Raw genomic sequence first — 18,001 nt, 5'->3', positions numbered from 1 at the left:
CCATCGTCACACCGGCAGCAACCGGGTGATCAGCGCGCCGAGTTGGCGGGCGTTGCGGCACTCGCGCATCTCCACCAGCTCGGCGTAGGCGGGCGCCGCCGAGTCGCCCGTGCCCCACTGGGACCGTCCCTCGGGGTTCAACCAGTAGACGTGGCGCGCCCGTTCGGCCAGCAGCCGTACCGCGGGCAGGTTCGGGTCGCTCATGTTCGTACGGGCGTCACCGAGCACGAACACGGTGGTCCGCGGGCCGACCGCGTCGGCGTACCGCTCCGTGAACTCGCCCAGCGCGACGCCGTAGTCGCTGCTGCCGTGCCAGCCCGTCACGGTCGCCTCCGCAAGGATGCGGGCGCCCAGCCCCTCGGGGTCGGCGGAGCCGTGCACGAGCAGGCCGGTCACCTCGTCGACGCGATTGACGAAGGCGAACACCCGGACCTTGCTGAACTGGTCGTGCAGCGCCTGCACCAGCAGCATCGTGAAGTCGGAGAAACCGGCCACCGAGCCCGACACATCGCACAGCAGCACCAGTTCGGGCCGGGCGGGACGGCGCCGGCGCAGGACAGGCCGCATCGGCACGCCGCCCGTCGACAGCGACGCGCGCACCGTGCGCCGCAGGTCGATCGAGCCGCGTGCGGCCTTGCGGCGGCGCGCCGCCAGCCGGGTGGCGAGTTTGCGCGCGAGCGGCTGAACCGCCCTGCGCAGTTCGGTCAGTTGGGCGCGTCCGGCGATCAGGAAGTCGACCCGGTCTGCCGTCGGGGCCACCGCCCGCCGGGCGATCTCGTCCCGGCCGCGCCGCTCGGCCACCCGGCGCCGCGCCTCCGCGCCGACCAGCCGCCGGAACTCCTCGATCCGCCGCCGGATCTCGTCGTCGAGCAGCCGGTCGGCGAACCCGGTCTCCCCGGCCCCCTCGCGGAGGCTCGCCCGTACCCGGGCCAGCAGGGTCTGCGGCCGGAGCCGGTCCAGCGTCTGGTACGACGACCAGCCGTCCGACCCCGGCGAGGAGCCGTATCCGCCGAAGCCGTCGACCGCCTCGACGGCCAACTGGGCAAGCAGCGCCCGGTCGTTGGCTGCCAGTGCGGCGGCGAGTCGGTCGCGCAGTCCGTCCCGGTCCGCGGGTTCCGTGCCAGGCGCTCCGACGCTCCGGGGAAAGTACAGGTCGAAGACCGGATCGAACACCGGACGCTGGTCCGTGCCGTGCAGCAGGGTCGCGGCCAGCCCCTCGCGCAGCAACTCCCGGTCCGCGAACCCGAGTACGGCCACTGCCTGTGCCGCGTCCACGGTCTCGCCGGTGCCGATCCGGACGCCGTGCGAGCGCAGCGCCCCGACGAGCCCTGTCAGGCGTTCACCGACACCGGCACCAGAACCGGCGTCGGCGGAGCGGGCGTTCACAGTGCTTCCAGGTCCAACTTGGCGCTCGCCTTGAGGACGTCGTCCTGATGCTTGAGGAGAACGCCCAGGCTGTCCCGTACGACCGTCTCATCGAGCGTGTCCGCCCCCAGGGCCAGCAAAGTCCGGGCCCAGTCGATGGTCTCGGAGACCGACGGGACCTTCCGCAGGTCCATCGCGCGCAGTGCGCCCACTACCCGTACCACCGACTCGGCCAGCGCCGCGTCCAGGTCCGGCACCTTCAGCCGTACGATGCGACGCTCCAACTCGGCGTCGGGGAAGCCGATATGGAGGAAGAGGCAGCGGCGGCGCAGCGCCTCGGAGAGTTCGCGGCTGGCGTTGGAGGTGAGGACGACGAAGGGGCGGCGGGTCGCGGTGATCGTGCCCAGTTCGGGGACCGTGACCTGGAAGTCGGAGAGCACTTCGAGGAGCAGGCCCTCCACCTCGACGTCCGCCTTGTCGGTCTCGTCGATCAGGAGCACCTTGGGCTCGTCGCCGCGAATGGCGGTCAGCAGGGGCCGGGGGAGCAGGAACTCCTCGCTGAAGATGTCCGAGCGGGTCGCGTCCCAGGTCTCGTCGCGGCCCGCGCTGATGCGCAGCAGCTGCTTGGCGTGGTTCCACTCGTACAGCGCCCGTGCCTCGTCGACGCCCTCGTAGCACTGGAGGCGGATCAGTTCGGCTCCGGCGATCTCGGCGACGGCCTTGGCCAGCTCGGTCTTGCCGACGCCGGCCGGGCCCTCCACCAGGAGCGGCTTGCCGATCCGGTCGGCCAGGAAGACCGTGGTGGCGACGGCGGGGGAGGCCAGGTAGCCGGTCTCGGCGAGGCGTGCGGAGACGTCGTCGACGGATGTGAACAACGGGGCCTCCAGCGTGGGCGTGAACGGGGTGCGAACAGGTTCGGATCTACTATCTAAGCGCTTGGTCACCCCCTCTGTCACGAGTGAACCGATCGGTTTCCCCGCTGCGGTCCGCGAGGTAACCTCGCACTATGGCCACCACGGACAAGGCGCCGGGCAACGCGCCCGAGAAGGCATCCCCGCGCGACCGGCTGCTCGACGCCGCCGCCGAGCTGTTCTACCGCGACGGCGTCTCCATCGGCGTCGAGGCGCTGTGCAAGGCCGCCGGAGTCTCCAAGCGGTCGATGTACCAGCTCTTCACCAGCAAGGACGAGGTGCTCGCGGCCAGCCTGGACCGACGCTCGGCCGGGTACGCGGAGCAGCTCCTGCCCGGCCCGCAGGACGACGGCACCCCACGCGAGCGCGTCATCGGCCTGTTCGAGCGGCTGGAGAAGGCCTCCACGGAACCCGACTACCAGGGCTGCCCCTTTCTGGCCGCCCTCGTCGAACTGAAGGACCCCGGGCACCCGGCAAGTGTGGTCGCCCAGCAGGCCAAGCAGCACCTCCAGGACTGGTTCCGTACCCAGGCGGAAGCGGGCGGCGCGCGTGAACCAGAGCTGCTGGCCCGGCAGTTGATGCTCGTCTTCGACGGCGCGAGCGCCCGCTCCGGCGCCCGTATCGAGTCGCTGGACGGGCTGACCACGGTGACGGTGGCGACTCTGATGGACGCGGCGGGAGTGGCGTGAACGAGTGAGGGGCCGGTCGCTTCGGCGACCGGCCCCTCAAAGCCTGTTCACGCGGCGAGCGCGACCGCCGTCACCGCGGGCGTCCGCAGCACCCGCCGTGCCGTGGCCAGGATCGTCCCCAGCGTCGCCGCCACCGCCACCGCCACGACCGTCAGCCAGATGCCGAGCCCCTGCTGTCCCGGCAGCACCGCGTCCGTCCGGACCATCGTGAACGGAACGATCCCGGCCAGCCCCGCCGCCGTACCGAGCAAGACCCCGGTCGCCGTGAGGATCGCGCCCTCGACGGCGACCGTGCCCAGGAGCTGGCCGGGTGTCGCGCCCGCGAGGCGCTGCTGGCCGAACTCCCGTGCGCGGTACGTCGTTTCGGCGTAGAGGGAGTTGACCAGCATCACGCAGACGAAGACCACGATGATCCCGACGACCGTGAGGTTGAGCGTCTCCAGGTTCTTCGCCTCGACCGACTTCCGCAGCCCCGACGCCGAGATCGCGTCGCTCTCCACGGCCTGCATACAGAGCGTCGCCGTGGAGACCGCCGTGAACAGGACCAGCGACATCAGGGTCCCGGCGAGCCGGCCGGCCCGCTCCCGCAGATTCCGTACGGCCAGCCAGCCGCTCGCGCCCGTCAGCGGCAGCCGGTCGAGCACCCCCGTCAGCAGCCGAGGCGCGAGCAGCGCGCCGCCCACGGACAGCAGGATCGCCCCGTACGCCGGAGCCGCCATCAGCGCCGCGTCCGTCGCCGAGAAGGCGAAGGTCGAGCACACCGCGACACCGCCGCCGGCCAGAGCCGCGTACGCGGCGAACTTCCTTGCCCGGTCGCGTCGTTGAGCCCGACCAGTGGCCCGCCGCACCGCCAGGAACGCGGCGCCCGCCGCGGCGAGCAGCGTGATGTCGAAGCCCGACATCAGCGCGACGGGACCGAAGGAGTGCTCGACGGACCCGGAGACCTGGCCCGTGTCCTGGAACATGTCCAGCAGCGCCCGGCCGCCGAGCATCGCCGGGACGACCGCCAGCAGCGAGCCCACCAGGGCGACCGCCACCGCCTCACCCACGACCATCCGCTTGACCTGCGCCGGAGTCGCCCCCGAGCAGCGCAGCAGTTCCAGCTCGGCCGAGCGCCGACGGACGTTCACGGTGAGTGTCGAGGCGACGACGAAGAAGACCAGAAGGGTGCCGTACCCGCCCACCGCGCCCGCCGCCGTGGACAGGGTCTCCGCGCTCACGGAGTCCACGCCCGGCTGCCCGGCCGTGTCGTGCATCGAGTTGAACGTCATGATCACCGCTGCGCCGAGGAAGGCGGCGAGCAGGGTCGACGCGAACTGTCCGGGACGCTGCCGTACGGACCGTACGGCGAGCACGAACATGGGCATGGCCATGGCTCACACCCCCGCCTTCATGTCGTCGCCCAGGTGCGCCAGCCGCTCGGCCACCGCGTCGACGGTCGGTGCCTGGAGCCGGCCCGCGAGCCGCCCGTCCGCGAGGAACTGCACGGAGTCCGCGTACGAGGCGGCCACCGGGTCGTGCGTCACCATGACGACCGTCCGGCCGTGCACCCGCACCGCCTCCTGGAGCAGCCCCAGCACACCCCGCGCGCTGCGCGAGTCGAGCGCGCCCGTCGGCTCGTCCGCGAAGATCACCCGGGGCTCGGCGACCAGCGCACGCGCGATCGCCACCCGCTGCCGCTGCCCGCCGGACAACTGGTCGGGACGGTGCCCGAGCCGGTCGCCGAGCCCGACGGACGTCAGGATCTCCTGGACGCGCCCGCGGTCGACGCGCCGCCCGGCCAGCTTCAGCGGCAGGATCGTGTTCTGGGCGACGGTCAGCGTCGGCAGCAGGTTGTACTGCTGGAAGACGAAGCCGATCCGGCGCCGCCTGAACCGCGTCAGCGCGGCCTCGCCGTCGCCCGTCAGTTCCGTACCGTCGACCATCACGATCCCGCTGTCCGGCCGGTCGAGCCCGGCCGCGCACTGCAACAGCGTGGACTTGCCCGAGCCAGAGGGCCCCATGACGGCGGTGAAGGTGCCCCGCCGCAGGCTCAGGGTCACCTCGTCGAGGGCCCGCACCGCGCTGTCGTCGTTCCCGTAACTCCCGTACGTCTTGCTGACCTTGACCAGGCGCAGCGCCTCGGGGGCGGGTCCCTGGTCGTGCGAGCGCCGTGTGCCGGAGCGAAACATCGCGTCATCACCCTTTGCCGGCAACCGAGTTCGACACCGTCCGGTGCCTCGCTCACGACGCTACGCAGAGGGCGGCCGTGCCACATTGGGCGTAGAACCCGTATCGCGGGGTGTACTCAGCGACACCCCGGATCATCCGCCCCACCACTCACCAGCACCACTTCCAGCGTGCGCGGACCGTGCACCCCCTCGACCCGGTCCAGCTCGATGTCGCTGGTCGCCGAAGGCCCGGAGATCCAGGTCAACGGGCGGGCAGGGTCGAGGAGTTCGAGCGCCTGAGGGACGGACGAGACGACCTGGTCCGGCACCCGTACGACACAGACATGGTGGTCGGGGACGAGGGTGATGCGGCGGCGGCCCTGGTCGGGGGAGCCGTCCAGGACGATCGTGCCGGTCTCGGCGACGGCGAGCGCGCAGGCCGTGACCACGCTGTCGACCTGGTCCAGGTCGTACGGAGTGCTCTCGCCCCGGTCCGGGACGCGGACGGCGTCGGTGGCCGACAGCCATCGCTCGTCCAGACCGGGAGGCACGGCCACCGAGGCCGAGCCGTGTCCGGCCAGTATCCCGGCGAGGAGTGCCGGAAGCTCGTCGTCGGTGCAGCGGTGCACGATCGCCCGGTAGTCCGCCAGGTTCTCGGCGAGGAGTTCGACCGTCTCCTCGACGCTCCGGTTCCCGTGCTCGCGCAGATAGTCGCGGTCGACGGCCTGGTCGTACGGCGTGTCGTCGCGCGGTACGTCGGCGAGGGCGCGGCGCACCCGGCCCAGGATCAGGTCGCGGCTGTTCACTTGGTGGTGTCCTTTCCGCCGTTGGTGCGCTGCCACCAGTCGCGGAACGGCTCCGCCGGTACGGTCGGCAGATCGCGGGTGGCGCTCCAGGCCTTGCCGGGGCCGGGCAGAGTGCGGGGATGGAAACGGCGCGTCCGGGACGCGAGGCGCTGTCCGGTGCGCAGGGCGCCGGGGTGGCTGAACGCCCAGCGGGCGGCGCGCATCGCGGCCCGTTCGGCGGCATGGCCCTTCGCCGGCTTCAGGACGACCTTGTTGCCCTCCCGCGTCACCGGCCCGCCCTCCACGACCCGCTCGCGCAGATGCACCAGAACCTCGGGGATGTCGATGGCGACCGGGCAGACCTCGTAGCAGGCTCCGCACAGCGAGGAGGCGTACGGGAGCGAGGCGTCGATCTCGCTTGCGGTGCCCCGGAGTTGGGGGCTGAGGATGGCGCCGATCGGGCCGGGATAGACGGAGCCGTAGGCGTGGCCGCCGGCCCGCTCGTACACCGGGCAGACGTTCAGACAGGCCGAGCAGCGGATGCAGCGCAGGGCCTGGCGGCCGACCTCGTCGGCGAGGGTGTCGGTGCGGCCGTTGTCGATGAGGACCAGGTGGAAGGTCTGGGGGCCGTCGCCGTCCGTCGTGCCCGTCCAAGTCGAGGTGTACGGGTTCATGCGCTCGGCGGTCGAGGAGCGGGGGAGGGTCTGGAGGAAGACCTCCAGGTCCCGCCAGGTCGGCACGATCTTCTCGATGCCGACGACCGAGATCAGCGTCTCGGGCAGGGTCAGACACATCCGCCCGTTGCCCTCCGACTCGACCACCACCAGGGTGCCGGTCTCGGCGACCATGAAGTTGGCGCCGGACACGCCGACCTTGGCCCGCAGGAACTTCTCCCGGAGGTGGAGTCGTGCCGCTTCGGCCAGTTCGGCGGGGGTGTCGGTGAGACCCTCGGGAGCCGGGCGGCCCCACTCGCTCATCTCGCGCACGAAGATGTCCCGGATCTCACCCCGGTTGCGATGGATCGCCGGGACCAGGATGTGCGAGGGCCGGTCCTTGCCCAACTGCACGATCAGCTCGGCGAGATCGGTCTCGTAGGCGCTGATGCCCTCGGCCTCCAGGGCCTCGTTCAGCCCGATCTCCTGCGTGGCCATCGACTTGACCTTGACGACCTCCGACTCCCCGGTCATCCGCACCAGTTCGACGACGATCCGGTTGGCCTCCTCGGCATCGGCGGCCCAGTGCACATGGCCACCCGCCGCCGTGACCGACTCCTCCAACTGGACGAGATAGCGGTCGAGATGACGGAGCGTATGGTCCTTGATCCGCTTCCCCGCCTCCCGCAACTCCGCCCAGTCCGACACCTCGGCGACGGCCTTCTCCCGTTTGCCGCGGATCGTGTGGGTGGCGTGTCGCAGATTTCCGCGCAGGGTCTGGTTGTTGACCGCCTCGTGGGCCGCCTTGGGAAAGGCCGGCATCCCGACGAACGTCCCGCCGCTCATGTCAGGGGCTCCTCTTCCGTGCTCGCCAGGATCTCCGCGATGTGCACCGGCCGCATCCCGGTGGAGAGCCGGGTCATGGTGCCGCCGATGTGCATGAGACACGAGTTGTCGGCGGCGCACAGCACCTCCGCGCCCGTCGACTCGGCGTTGCGCACCTTGTCGGCACCCATCGCCGCCGAGACATCGGAGTTCTTCAGCGCGAACGTCCCGCCGAAGCCACAGCACTCGTCGGCCCCCGGCAGTTCGCGCAGCTCCAGCCCCTTGACGGCCTGGAGCAGCCGACGCGGCCGGTCGGCCAGCCCGAGCCCGCGCAGCCCGTGGCAGGTCGGGTGATAGGTGACGGTGTGCGGGTAGTAGGCGCCCACGTCCGTCACCTCCAGTACGTCCACCAGGAACTCCGTCAGCTCGTACGTCTTCGGCACGACCGGCGCCAGCGTGGCCGCGAGGGAATCCCCGCGCCCCTCGGCCCGCGCCCGCTCACCCATCCGGGGATACAGCTCCCGCACCATCGCCCCGCACGACCCGGAGGGCGTCACGATCGCCTCGTACCCCCCGAATACATCGGAGAAATGCCGGGCGAGCGGCTCGGCCTCGTGCCGGTACCCGGTGTTGTAGTGCGCCTGCCCGCAGCAGGTCTGGGCCATCGGGAAGTCGACCTCGACGCCCAGCCTGGTCAGCAGTTTCACCACGGCGCGGCCCGTGTCCGGATAGAGCGTGTCGTTGACACAGGTCAGGAACAGGGCGACACGCATCGCAGCTCCTAGTGGTCGATCATCGGATGAGTGCAGGGTACGCGGACGGCGCACAGGGAGGGAGCCCCCTCACCGGCCTTCGGTGAGCCGGGCTTGGGTGAGTCGGGCCTCCGCCGCCCGCCAGGCCGCCGGGTCACCGGACGGCTCGTAGCGGGTCAGCGGCTGGGTACGGGCGAGCAGCCGGCGCATGTCCGTACGGTCGCCCACGAGCCCGTGGGCCCTGCCCTGGACGAGGACGTTGCCGAGCGCGGCGGCCTCGGCGGGTCCCGCCACCACCGGCAACCCGCAGGCATCGGCGGTGAGTTGGCACAGCAGCGCGTTGCGCGTCCCGCCCCCGACGATGTGCACGACGTCGACGGCGTGCCCGGCGAGCCGCTGGGCGTCCACCACCGCCCGCCGATGGGCGAGCGCGAGGGAGTCGAGGATGCACCGCGTGATCTCGCCCGGCGACTCGGGCACCGGCTGCCCGGAGACCCGGCAGGCTTCGGTGATCCGCTCGGGCATCCGCCCCGGCGCCAGAAACGCCGCGTCCCCGGCGTCCACCACGGACCGCAGCCCGGGCGCCTCGGCGGCGGCCCGCAGCAACGTACCCAACTCCGGGTCCCCCCAGGCCCGTACACACTCCTGGAGCAGCCACAGCCCCATGATGTTGCGCAGATAGCGGACCGTGCCGTCGAGCCCCAGCTCATTGGTGAAGTTGGCGGCCCGGCTCTCCTCGGAGAGCACGGGCGCGTCCAGCTCCAACCCCGCCAGGGACCAGGTGCCGGTACAGATATAGGCGAACCGCTCGTCGACCGCAGGCACGGCGGCCACGGCGGAGGCGGTGTCGTGCGACCCGACCGTGGTCACCGGCACCGGCCCGGTGAGCCCGGTCTCCTCCAGCACCTCGGCGCGCAGCACGCCCGCCGGATCACCGGGCTGCCGCAGCGGGGCGAACAGTCCGAGGTCGATGTCCAGCTTGCGTGCGATGTCATGGGCCCAGTCGCGGGTCCGGGGATCGATCAGCTGGGTGGTGGAGGCGTTGGTCAGCTCGGTGCCGGCCTCGCCCGTGAGCCAGTAGGTCAGCAGATCGGGGATGAGCAACAGGCGGGAGGCGGCGGCGAGTTGGCGGGTGCCGCGAGCCGCCGTGAGCTGGTACAGGGTGTTGAAGGGCGCGTACTGCAACCCGGTGGCCGCGTACAGCTCGGCGGCCGGAACCGACCCCCACACCTTCTCCGCGACACCCTCGGTACGGGCGTCGCGATAGTGCACCGGATTGCCGAGCAGCGCCCCGTCCCGATCCAGCAGCCCGTAGTCCACGGCCCAGCTGTCGATGCCGACGGAGTCGACCTGCCCGGCGGCCCGCAGCCCGTCGAGGACACCGGCGTACAGGGACAGCACGTCCCAGCGCAGCCCCTCGGGCACCCGCACGGGCCGGTTGGCGAACCGGTGCGCCTCGGTCAGCTCCAGCGTGTCGGACCCGACCCGGCCGACCATGACGCGCCCGCTGGACGCGCCGAGGTCGACAGCGGCGTACGACTTGATCACGCTCATCGCAGGAAGGCGGCGGCGACGCCGGCGTCGACCGGGACGTGCAGCCCCGTGGTGTGCGTCAGCTCGCCGCCGGTCAGTGCGAAGACGGCGTTGGCGACGTGCTCGGGCAGCACCTCGCGCTTGAGGATGGTCCGCTGGGCGTAGAACTCGCCGAGCTTCTCCTCCTCGATGCCGTACGTGGCGGCGCGCTGGGCACCCCAGCCCCCGGCGAAGATCCCGGAGCCCCGCACCACGCCATCGGGGTTGACCCCGTTGACGCGAATGCCGTGCGCCCCCAACTCGGCGGCCAGGAGCCGCACTTGGTGGGCCTGGTCGGCCTTGGTGGCGGAGTACGCGATGTTGTTGGGCCCGGCGAAGACGGCGTTCTTGGACGCGATGTAGACGACATCGCCACCCAGCTCCTGCGCGATCATCACCCGAGCCGCCTCACGCGAGACGAGGAACGACCCGCGCGCCATGATGTCGTGCTGGAGGTCCCAGTCACGCGCGGAGGTCTCCAGCAGCGGCTTGGAGATGGAGATCCCGGCGTTGTTGACGACGAGGTCCACTCCACCGAAGGCGAGCACGGCGTCCCGGAAGGCAGCGCCGATCTGCTCCTCGGAGGTCACATCGACAGTGACGGCGACGGCCTTGTCAGGCCCACCGAGCTCCTCCGCCACAGCCGCCGCGTTCTCCGCGTTGAGATCGGCGACGACGACACAGGCCCCCTCGGCGACCAGCCGCTCGGCGATGGCCTTCCCGATCCCACTGCCCGCACCGGTCACCAGTGCGACCCGAGTGGCCAGCGCCTTCGGCTTGGGCATCCGCTGAAGTTTCGCCTCCTCCAGGGCCCAGTACTCGATACGGAACTTCTCCGACTCCTCGATCGGCGCGTACGTCGAGACCGCCTCGGCCCCGTGCATCACGTTGATCGCGTTGACGTAGAACTCGCCTGCGACGCGAGCGGTCTGCTTGTCCTTGCCGAAGGAGAACATGCCGACGCCGGGCACGAGCACGATCGCCGGGTCGGCGCCGCGCATCGCGGGGGAGTCGGGCAGGGCGTTGCGCCGGTAGTAGGCGGCGTACTCCTCGCGGTACTCGGCGTGCAGCTCCTTGAGCCGCGCGATCGCCTCGTCGAGGGGAGCGGAGGCCGGCAGATCGAGGACGAGTGGCCGGACCTTCGTACGGAGGAAGTGATCAGGGCAGGAGGTACCGAGCGCCGCCAGCCGGGGGTGCTCGGCACGCGAGACGAAGTCCAGCACGACGTCGGAGTCGGTGAAGTGCCCGACCTGCGGCTTGTCCTGCGAGGCGATGGCCCGGATGTAAGGGGCAAGGGCGGCGGCCCGCTCACGCCGCTCGTCCGGCGCGAGGGGACCGTACCCCTCGACGACGGGCCCGAACGGCTCGGCCTTCCCCTTCTCCTCCAGGAAGGCCTCGGCGGTACGGATGATGTGCAGCGAGTTGCGCTCGCACTCCTCGGCGGTGTCGCCCCAGGCGGTGATGCCGTGCCCGCCGAGGACGCACCCGACGGCCTGCGGGTTCTCGGCCTTCACGGCGGCGATGTCCAGCCCGAGCTGGAACCCGGGCCGCCGCCACGGCACCCACACCACGCCGTCCCCGAAGCACGCGGCGGTCAGCTTCTCCCCGTCGGCGGCGCAGGCGAGCGCGATCCCGGAGTCGGGGTGGAGGTGATCCACGTGGGCGGCGTCGACGAGACCGTGCATGGCGGTGTCGATCGACGGCGCCGCCCCACCCTTGCCGTGCAGGCAGTAGTCGAACGCGGCGACCATCTCGTCCTCGCGCTCCACCCCCGGATACACACCCTTGAGCGCGCGCAACCGGTCCAGCCGCAACACGGCCAGCCCACCCTCGGTCAGGGTCCCCAGATCACCTCCGGACCCCTTGACCCACATCAGCTCCACATCACCTCCGGTGACGGGATCGGTGTCGGTCCCCTTGGCGGACGTGTTCCCACCGGCGTAGTTCGTGTTACGGGGGTCAGCACCAAGCCGACGAGACCGAGCGATGAGGGCGGCGGCTTCGGGATGGGTAGCCATGCGTGATCAATCCTTACGTGATGTGGAGCGCCCCTTCAGGGGCGCGGGGAACTACGCGACAAGCCACAACGAACCGGTGGCCCGCGACGAACCGAACCAGGCAGACGAGACGCGGAAGTCACGCCCCCCAACCGGCCTGCTCCCCACCAACCCGCTCCGCAGCGATCTTCGCCCCCCACCCGGACCGGGCATACGCAGCGATCGGATCCCCGTCCAACCCCAGCTCCTCCCGAACCTCAACGAGCAACGGCCGCACATCCGTGTTGTACGCGTCCATCAGAACCGCGTTGGCAGCCAGGACATCCCCAGCCCGCTGAGCGGCCCCCAACGCCGACGCATCAACAAGGAGCGCCTTGGCGGTCGCTTCCTGCACATTCATCACCGACCGGATGATCGCCGGAATCTTCGCCTCGATGTTGTGGCACTGATCCAACATGAACGCCACCTCGGGCACGAACCCCCCGCCCCGGATCACCTCGTACATGATCCGGAACAGCTGGAAGGGATCAGCGGCCCCCACCATCAGGTCATCGTCCGCATAGAACCGCGAGTTGAAGTCGAACGCGCCCAGCTTCCCCTCCCGCAGCAGCGTCGCGACGATGAACTCGATGTTGGTCCCGGGAGCGTGGTGCCCGGTGTCGACGACGACCTGCGCCTTCGGCCCCAGCTTCAGACAGTGGGCGTACGCCGTCCCCCAGTCCGGCACGTCGGTCGCGTAGAAGGCCGGCTCGAAGAACTTGTACTCAAGGAGCATCCGCTGGTCGTCACCGAGCCGCTCGTACACCGCGGCCAGCGCCTCGGAGAGCCGGTCCTGCCGCTCACGGATGTCGTCCTGACCGGGATAGTTCGTCCCGTCGGCGAACCACAGCTTCAGGTCCTTGGACCCCGTCGCATCCATGATGTCGACGCACTCCAGCAAGTGACCGAGCGCCTTGCGCCGCACCACCGCGTCCGGATGGCAGATGCTGCCCAGCTTGTAGTCGTCGTCCTGGAAGGTGTTCGAGTTGATCGCGCCCAGCTTCAGACCGCGCTCTTCGGCGTACTTCGCCAGGGCCGCGTAGTCCTCGACCTTGTCCCACGGAATGTGCATCGCGACGGTCGGCGCGACCCCCGTGAAGGCGTGCACCTGGGCGGCGTCGTCCAGCTTCTCGAAGGGGTTGCGGGGTACGCCGGGCTGGGCGAACACCTTGAAACGGGTCCCCGAGTTCCCGTACGCCCACGACGGCGTTTCGATGGCCTGGGTCTTGAGAGCGGCCTTCACCGCGCTGCGCTCGGTCACTGCGGGACTCCTGTGACATCGGGTCGGAACGACGACTGGGAAACAGCCTGCGGAACGACGATCTGATGAAACGATTCAGAACGGGAAGCTATGAGCCCCCCGAAGGGGTGTCAACCCCTCTGACCAACTCAGGCTGCCGTGACTTGGCCGTGACCTTCAACTATCGAAAGAATTTCGACACGGACCCATTGACGTGACATGGCTCCCGTGTCTAACGTCCCGGCAACCCAGTTGAAACCTTTCACGACGTCGTGAGGCCAGTCCCACGGGCGTCGTCGAGGAGCCCTCATGACCCACCCGTCCGACCCGGGGCCGGCCCCAGTGCTGGCGCTCAAGGACATTTCGAAGTCCTTCGGTGCGGTGCGTGCCCTGCGGGACGTCTCCATGGAGCTGTTCCCCGGCGAAGTGCACGCACTCGCCGGTGAGAACGGCGCCGGCAAGTCGACCCTCATCAAGACGCTCGCCGGGGTGCACCGACCGGACGCCGGCCAGGTGCTGCTCGACGGAGCGCCCGTCGTCTTCCACGGCCCCGGCGACGCCCGCGACGCCGGTATCGCCGTGATCTACCAGGAGCCCACGCTCTTTCCCGATCTGTCGATCGCCGAGAACATCTTCATGGGGCGCCAGCCGCGCCGAGCCCTCGGCCGGATCGACCACAAGGCCACCCACTCGGCGACCGCCGCCCTGATGCGGCGCCTCGGCGTCGAACTCGACCCCGACCGCCCCGCGCGCGGCCTGTCCATCGCCGACCAGCAGATCGTCGAGATCGCCAAGGCCCTTTCCTTCGACGCCCGCGTCCTGATCATGGACGAGCCGACCGCCGCCCTCACCGGCAGCGAGGTCGCCCGCCTCTTCGGTGTCGTGCGCACCCTGCGCGAACAGGGCGCCGCCGTGCTGTTCATCTCGCACCGGCTGGAGGAGATCTTCCAGATCTGCCAGCGGGTGACGACCCTTCGCGACGGAGCCTGGATCGCGAGCGAGCCGATCGACGGCATGACCGAGGACGACCTCGTACGCCGCATGGTCGGCCGCGACCTCGACGAGCTGTACCCCAAGCAGGACGTGACGGCCGGTGAAGTCGCCCTCAGTGTGCGGCGGCTGACCCGCGAGGGTGTCTTCACCGATGTCTCCTTCGAGGTGCGGCACGGCGAGATCGTCGGCCTCGCCGGACTCGTCGGCGCGGGCCGTACCGAGGTCGCCCGGGCCGTCTTCGGCATCGACCGCTGGGACGCCGGAGAGGTCGAGGTGGACGGCACCGTCCTCACGAACGGCGCCCCCTCCACGGCCATGGCCGCCGGGCTCGCCCTCGTCCCCGAGGACCGGCGCGCCCAGGGCCTGGTGATGGACATGTCCATCGAGCGGAACATCGGCCTCACCGGCCTGCGTACGACCGTCAAGGCCGGCCTCATGGACCGGGGCGCCGAGCGCAGCCGTTCCCTCGACTGGGCCGTCAAGCTCCAGGTCAAGTACGCCCGTATCGCCGACACCGTCAACACGCTGTCCGGCGGCAACCAGCAGAAGGTCGTCCTGGCCAAGTGGCTCGCCACCGGCCCCAGGGTGCTGATCGTCGACGAGCCCACCCGGGGCATCGACGTCGGTACGAAGGCCGAGGTGCACCGCCTGCTCAGTCAGCTGGCCGCCGACGGGGTGGCCGTCCTGATGATCTCCTCCGACCTGCCCGAGATCCTCGGTATGGCCGACCGCGTGCTCGTGATGCACGAGGGCCGCCTCGCCGCCGAGATCCCGCGCTCCGAAGCAACCGAGGAAACGGTGATGGCCGCAGCCACCGGGAGGGCCGCCGCATGACGGTGACCGCTCCCAACCCCGCCCCCGCCGCCGAGGTGCCCAAGGCCGGCGCCACCCGGCTGGTGGACCGAGTCTTCAAGATGCGCGAACTCGCCATCCTGGTCGTCTTCCTGGTGATGATCGCCGTCACCCAGGCTGGCAACAGCGAGTTCCTGTCCGAACAGGGCATCAAGGACCTGCTGCTCAACGCGACGATCCTGGTCCTGGTCGCCACCGGCCAGTCGCTGGTCGTCATCACCCGCAACGTCGACCTGTCGGTCGGCTCCACCCTCGGGATCAGCGCCTTCGCGGCCGGTCTGTACCTCCAGGACGGTGGCAGCTCCCTCGTCGCCATCCTGCTCGCAGTCCTGATGGGCATCGGCTTCGGCCTGCTCAACGGCCTGCTGGTGAGCTTCGGTCAGGTGCCCGCCCTGGTCGTCACCCTCGGCACGATGTACATCATCCGGGGCATCGACTCGATCTGGGTCGGCTCCCGCCAGATCACGGCGGCGGGCCTCCCGGACGGATTCATCGACTTCGGGTCCGGTGGCATCTGGGCGGTGCCGTACCTGGCGCTCATCGCGCTGGCGGTCCTGGTGGCCACCGCGTACTACCTCAAGCACTTCGGCAGCGGCCGTGAGCTGTACGCCCTCGGCTCCAGCCCCGAGGCCGCCCGGCTCGCCGGCATCCCGGTCCGCAAGCGGATCCTGGCCGCGTACACCTTCTGCGGGGGCCTCGCCGGACTCGCGGGCGCGATGTACCTGGCACGGTTCGGCAACGTCGACTCCGGTACCGGGAACGGCTACGAGATGACCGTCGTCAGCGCGGTCGTGGTCGGCGGTGTCGTCTTCACCGGCGGCTCCGGCAGCGTCTACGGCGCGGCTCTCGGCGCGCTGCTGCTGACCTCCATCAACAGTGTGCTGCCCGCCCTCGGGGTCAGCTCCGTGTGGGTGCTCGCGATCAACGGCATCCTGCTCATCCTCGCCATCGCGGTCGACCGGGTCGTCGCGCTGCGCGTGGCCTCCGCACTGAAGAAGAGGAACGCCCGCCATGGCTGACTTTTCCCTGAGCCGAGCGGTCCGCTGGGACACGGTGGTCGGCGCCCTCCTGATCGTCGTCCTGCTGCTGTCCTTCGGCACCGTCGACGGCTTCGGCAACGCGCTCAACCTGTCGTTCCTGATCGGCAACACCCTTCCAATCGCGCTGATCGCCCTGCCCATGACCCTGCTCGTGGTCTCCGGCGAGATCGATCTGTCGGTCGCCTCCACGGCCGGTCTGTCGGGCGCCGTGATGGGCGCCCTGTGGAACGAGGGCCTGACCATCGAGGCGATCATCCCGATCTGCCTGCTGCTCGGCGTGGTCTGCGGCCTCGTCAACGGCCTGCTCGTCACCCGCCTCGGGCTGCCCTCCCTCGCCGTCACCATCGGCACCCTCGCCGCCTACCGGGGCATCGCACAGATCGTGCTCGGCTCGGACGCGGTGACCGACTTCCCCACCCAGTACCTGGACTTCGCCGCCGGACGGATCGGGGACTCGTTCGTCCCCCAGGCCGTCCTGCCCTTCCTGGTGCTGCTCGCCATCGCCGTGGTCGTGCTGCACGCCACCCCCTTCGGGCGGTCCACGTTCGCCATCGGCGCGAGCGAGGAGGCGGCGCGCTTCGCCGGCATCCGGGTGAAGCGGCAGAAGCTGATCCTGTTCACGGTGACCGGGCTGATGGCCTCGCTCACCGGGATCTTCTGGGCGCTGCACTACGCGAGCGCTCGCTATGACAATGCCACCGGGCTCGAACTCTCCGTCATCGCCGCCGTGTTGCTCGGTGGGATCGACTTCGACGGGGGGAAGGGGACGCTCGGCGGTGCGATTGCCGGGGTGTTCCTGCTCGGGGCGTTGCAGAACGTGATGAGCCTTCAGGATGTCTCGGCTCAGTCGCAGATCGTCGTCACGGGCGTCCTGCTGGTTCTCTCCGTGCTCGCGCCTCGGGTGGCGCGGCAGATCTCACTGGCCAGAGCCTCACAAAGGCTGACGTAAACGGTTGTTCGCAGACTGCGGACCGGCTGTGGCTGGTCGCGCAGTTCCCCGCGCCCCTAAAAACGGGGCGCTTCTCCTCACCCTCTGTTCTAAGGAACCCTCATGCGTAAGTCATCCATTCGTCGTGCCTCCGCGGCGCTCGCCGCGGCCACCTCGCTCGCGCTCGCCCTCACCGCCTGTGGTGGTACCACCAAGGAGGACGTCAAGGACGAGGGCGCCTCGGCCGCCGCGACCGGCAAGGCCGACCCGAACGCGGCCACCAAGAAGGGGCTGACCGTCGGCTTCCTGCCGAAGCAGGTCAACAACCCGTACTTCACCTCCGCCGACAAGGGCGGCGAGAAGGCGCTCCAGGCCCTGGGCTCCAGCTACAAGGAGGTCGGTCCGTCCAGCGCCACCGACACCTCCGGGCAGGTGTCGTACGTCAACACGCTCACCCAGCAGCAGGTCGACGCGATGGCCGTGTCCGCGCAGGACCCGGGTGCCCTGTGCACCGCGCTCAAGCAGGCCATGAAGAACGACATCAAGGTCGTCACGTACGACTCCGACACCAAGGCCGACTGCCGCAACGCCTTCGTCTCGCAGGCCAGCGCCGAGGACCTGGGCCGCACCGAGGTGCAGCTGCTCGCCGAACAGATCGACTACAAGGGCGAGATCGCGATCCTGTCTGCCGCGCAGACCGCGACGAACCAGAACGTCTGGATCGACTTCATGAAGAAGGAGCTGGAGGACCCGAAGTACAAGGACATCAAGCTGGTCAAGGTCGCGTACGGCAACGACGACGCCCAGCAGTCCTTCCAGCAGACCCAGGGCCTCCTCCAGGAGTACCCGAACCTGAAGGGGATCATCTCCCCGACCACCGTCGGCATCAAGGCCGCCGCCCAGTACCTGTCCGGCTCGAAGTACAAGGGCAAGGTCAAGCTGACCGGCCTCGGCACCCCCAACGACATGCGCAAGTACGTCAAGAACGGCACCGTCGAGGGCTTCGAGCTGTGGGACCCGGCGAAGCTCGGCGAGCTGGCCGCGTACACCGCCGTCGCGCTGGTGTCGGGGCAGATCACCGGCAAGGAGGGCGAGACCTTCAAGGCCGGCGACATGGGCGAGTACACCATCGGCGCGGACGGTGTGATCAGCCTCGGCAAGCCCACCGTGTTCACCAAGGACAACATCGACCAGTTCAACTTCTGATTCC

15 protein-coding genes are annotated in these 18,001 nt (G+C 70.1%); 5 read left to right on the top strand and 10 right to left on the bottom strand.

The window, feature by feature from the left end; genetic code table 11:
* Positions 1-6: 6 nt before the first annotated feature.
* The gene (locus ACFYXF_RS17445; protein WP_389350459.1) at positions 7-1,386 is read right to left on the bottom strand and encodes a VWA domain-containing protein; all 1,380 of its coding nucleotides are present in this window, start codon (positions 1,384-1,386) and stop codon (positions 7-9) included.
* Entirely contained in the window at positions 1,383-2,240 is an 858-nt protein-coding gene (locus ACFYXF_RS17440) for an AAA family ATPase (RefSeq protein ID WP_389350458.1), read from the bottom strand. Before ACFYXF_RS17440 ends, ACFYXF_RS17445 begins: the two co-directional genes overlap by 4 nt.
* Before the next feature lie 131 nt (positions 2,241-2,371).
* Here ACFYXF_RS17440 and ACFYXF_RS17435 point away from each other — a divergent pair, with 131 nt between their 5' ends.
* Entirely contained in the window at positions 2,372-2,965 is a 594-nt protein-coding gene (locus tag ACFYXF_RS17435) for a TetR/AcrR family transcriptional regulator (protein WP_389350457.1), read from the top strand.
* Positions 2,966-3,012: 47 nt separating this feature from the next.
* On the opposite strand, the gene ACFYXF_RS17430 is transcribed toward ACFYXF_RS17435, so the two are convergent.
* The 8 genes from ACFYXF_RS17430 to rhaI all read right to left on the bottom strand — a co-directional run bounded on the left by ACFYXF_RS17430 (position 3,013) and on the right by rhaI (position 12,999).
* Positions 3,013-4,326: an FtsX-like permease family protein gene (locus tag ACFYXF_RS17430; protein ID WP_389350752.1), complete on the bottom strand. Its 1,314-nt coding sequence runs from the start codon at positions 4,324-4,326 to the stop codon at positions 3,013-3,015.
* Positions 4,327-4,341: 15 nt separating this feature from the next.
* Positions 4,342-5,136 carry an ABC transporter ATP-binding protein gene (locus tag ACFYXF_RS17425; protein WP_389350456.1) on the bottom strand — a complete coding sequence of 265 codons (795 nt, stop codon included), beginning with the start codon at positions 5,134-5,136 and terminating at the stop codon, positions 4,342-4,344.
* A gap of 116 nt (positions 5,137-5,252) precedes the next feature.
* Positions 5,253-5,921: a lactate utilization protein C gene (locus ACFYXF_RS17420; protein ID WP_389350455.1), complete on the bottom strand. Its 669-nt coding sequence runs from the start codon at positions 5,919-5,921 to the stop codon at positions 5,253-5,255.
* Positions 5,918-7,399 (bottom strand): LutB/LldF family L-lactate oxidation iron-sulfur protein, encoded by a 1,482-nt coding sequence (locus ACFYXF_RS17415; protein WP_389350454.1) that lies wholly within the window; start codon positions 7,397-7,399, stop codon positions 5,918-5,920. The genes ACFYXF_RS17420 and ACFYXF_RS17415 overlap by 4 nt, the downstream gene beginning before the upstream one ends.
* Positions 7,396-8,151: a (Fe-S)-binding protein gene (locus ACFYXF_RS17410; RefSeq protein WP_389350453.1), complete on the bottom strand. Its 756-nt coding sequence runs from the start codon at positions 8,149-8,151 to the stop codon at positions 7,396-7,398. Before ACFYXF_RS17410 ends, ACFYXF_RS17415 begins: the two co-directional genes overlap by 4 nt.
* A gap of 69 nt (positions 8,152-8,220) precedes the next feature.
* Positions 8,221-9,684, bottom strand: coding sequence for a rhamnulokinase family protein (locus ACFYXF_RS17405; RefSeq protein WP_389350452.1), 1,464 nt, complete (start codon positions 9,682-9,684; stop codon positions 8,221-8,223).
* The gene (locus tag ACFYXF_RS17400; RefSeq protein ID WP_389350451.1) at positions 9,681-11,720 is read right to left on the bottom strand and encodes a bifunctional aldolase/short-chain dehydrogenase; all 2,040 of its coding nucleotides are present in this window, start codon (positions 11,718-11,720) and stop codon (positions 9,681-9,683) included. The genes ACFYXF_RS17405 and ACFYXF_RS17400 overlap by 4 nt, the downstream gene beginning before the upstream one ends.
* Before the next feature lie 118 nt (positions 11,721-11,838).
* Positions 11,839-12,999: an L-rhamnose isomerase gene (rhaI, locus tag ACFYXF_RS17395; protein ID WP_389350450.1), complete on the bottom strand. Its 1,161-nt coding sequence runs from the start codon at positions 12,997-12,999 to the stop codon at positions 11,839-11,841.
* Between the two features lie 288 nt (positions 13,000-13,287).
* Between rhaI and ACFYXF_RS17390 the strand changes: the two genes are divergently transcribed.
* From ACFYXF_RS17390 to rhaS, 4 genes are all read left to right on the top strand, one after another.
* Positions 13,288-14,805, top strand: coding sequence for a sugar ABC transporter ATP-binding protein (locus tag ACFYXF_RS17390; protein WP_389350449.1), 1,518 nt, complete (start codon positions 13,288-13,290; stop codon positions 14,803-14,805).
* Positions 14,802-15,842: an ABC transporter permease gene (locus ACFYXF_RS17385; RefSeq protein ID WP_389350448.1), complete on the top strand. Its 1,041-nt coding sequence runs from the start codon at positions 14,802-14,804 to the stop codon at positions 15,840-15,842. The genes ACFYXF_RS17390 and ACFYXF_RS17385 overlap by 4 nt, the downstream gene beginning before the upstream one ends.
* Positions 15,835-16,812: an ABC transporter permease gene (locus ACFYXF_RS17380; protein WP_389350447.1), complete on the top strand. Its 978-nt coding sequence runs from the start codon at positions 15,835-15,837 to the stop codon at positions 16,810-16,812. The genes ACFYXF_RS17385 and ACFYXF_RS17380 overlap by 8 nt, the downstream gene beginning before the upstream one ends.
* Before the next feature lie 102 nt (positions 16,813-16,914).
* The gene (rhaS, locus tag ACFYXF_RS17375) at positions 16,915-17,997 is read left to right on the top strand and encodes a rhamnose ABC transporter substrate-binding protein (protein ID WP_389350446.1); all 1,083 of its coding nucleotides are present in this window, start codon (positions 16,915-16,917) and stop codon (positions 17,995-17,997) included.
* Positions 17,998-18,001: the final 4 nt, after the last annotated feature.

It is taken from the genome of Streptomyces sp. NPDC002680, assembly GCF_042889145.1.
GTDB classification, from domain to species: domain Bacteria; phylum Actinomycetota; class Actinomycetes; order Streptomycetales; family Streptomycetaceae; genus Streptomyces; species Streptomyces adonidis.
Note: the sequence above shows the minus strand (reverse complement) of the source record. Positions and strands in the feature narration are given on the sequence as shown.

Bases quoted from the DNA above. Each gene is read 5' to 3' on its own strand.
- ACFYXF_RS17435 (WP_389350457.1), top strand. From the start codon at position 2,372: ATGGCCACCACGGACAAGGCGCCGGGCAACGCGCCCGAGAAGGCATCC.
- ACFYXF_RS17430 (WP_389350752.1), bottom strand. From the start codon at position 4,326: ATGTTCGTGCTCGCCGTACGGTCCGTACGGCAGCGTCCCGGACAGTTC.
- ACFYXF_RS17425 (WP_389350456.1), bottom strand. From the start codon at position 5,136: ATGTTTCGCTCCGGCACACGGCGCTCGCACGACCAGGGACCCGCCCCC.
- ACFYXF_RS17415 (WP_389350454.1), bottom strand. From the start codon at position 7,399: ATGAGCGGCGGGACGTTCGTCGGGATGCCGGCCTTTCCCAAGGCGGCC.
- ACFYXF_RS17410 (WP_389350453.1), bottom strand. From the start codon at position 8,151: ATGCGTGTCGCCCTGTTCCTGACCTGTGTCAACGACACGCTCTATCCG.
- ACFYXF_RS17405 (WP_389350452.1), bottom strand. From the start codon at position 9,684: ATGAGCGTGATCAAGTCGTACGCCGCTGTCGACCTCGGCGCGTCCAGC.
- ACFYXF_RS17400 (WP_389350451.1), bottom strand. From the start codon at position 11,720: ATGGCTACCCATCCCGAAGCCGCCGCCCTCATCGCTCGGTCTCGTCGG.
- ACFYXF_RS17390 (WP_389350449.1), top strand. From the start codon at position 13,288: ATGACCCACCCGTCCGACCCGGGGCCGGCCCCAGTGCTGGCGCTCAAG.
- ACFYXF_RS17385 (WP_389350448.1), top strand. From the start codon at position 14,802: ATGACGGTGACCGCTCCCAACCCCGCCCCCGCCGCCGAGGTGCCCAAG.
- ACFYXF_RS17380 (WP_389350447.1), top strand. From the start codon at position 15,835: ATGGCTGACTTTTCCCTGAGCCGAGCGGTCCGCTGGGACACGGTGGTC.
- rhaS (WP_389350446.1), top strand. From the start codon at position 16,915: ATGCGTAAGTCATCCATTCGTCGTGCCTCCGCGGCGCTCGCCGCGGCC.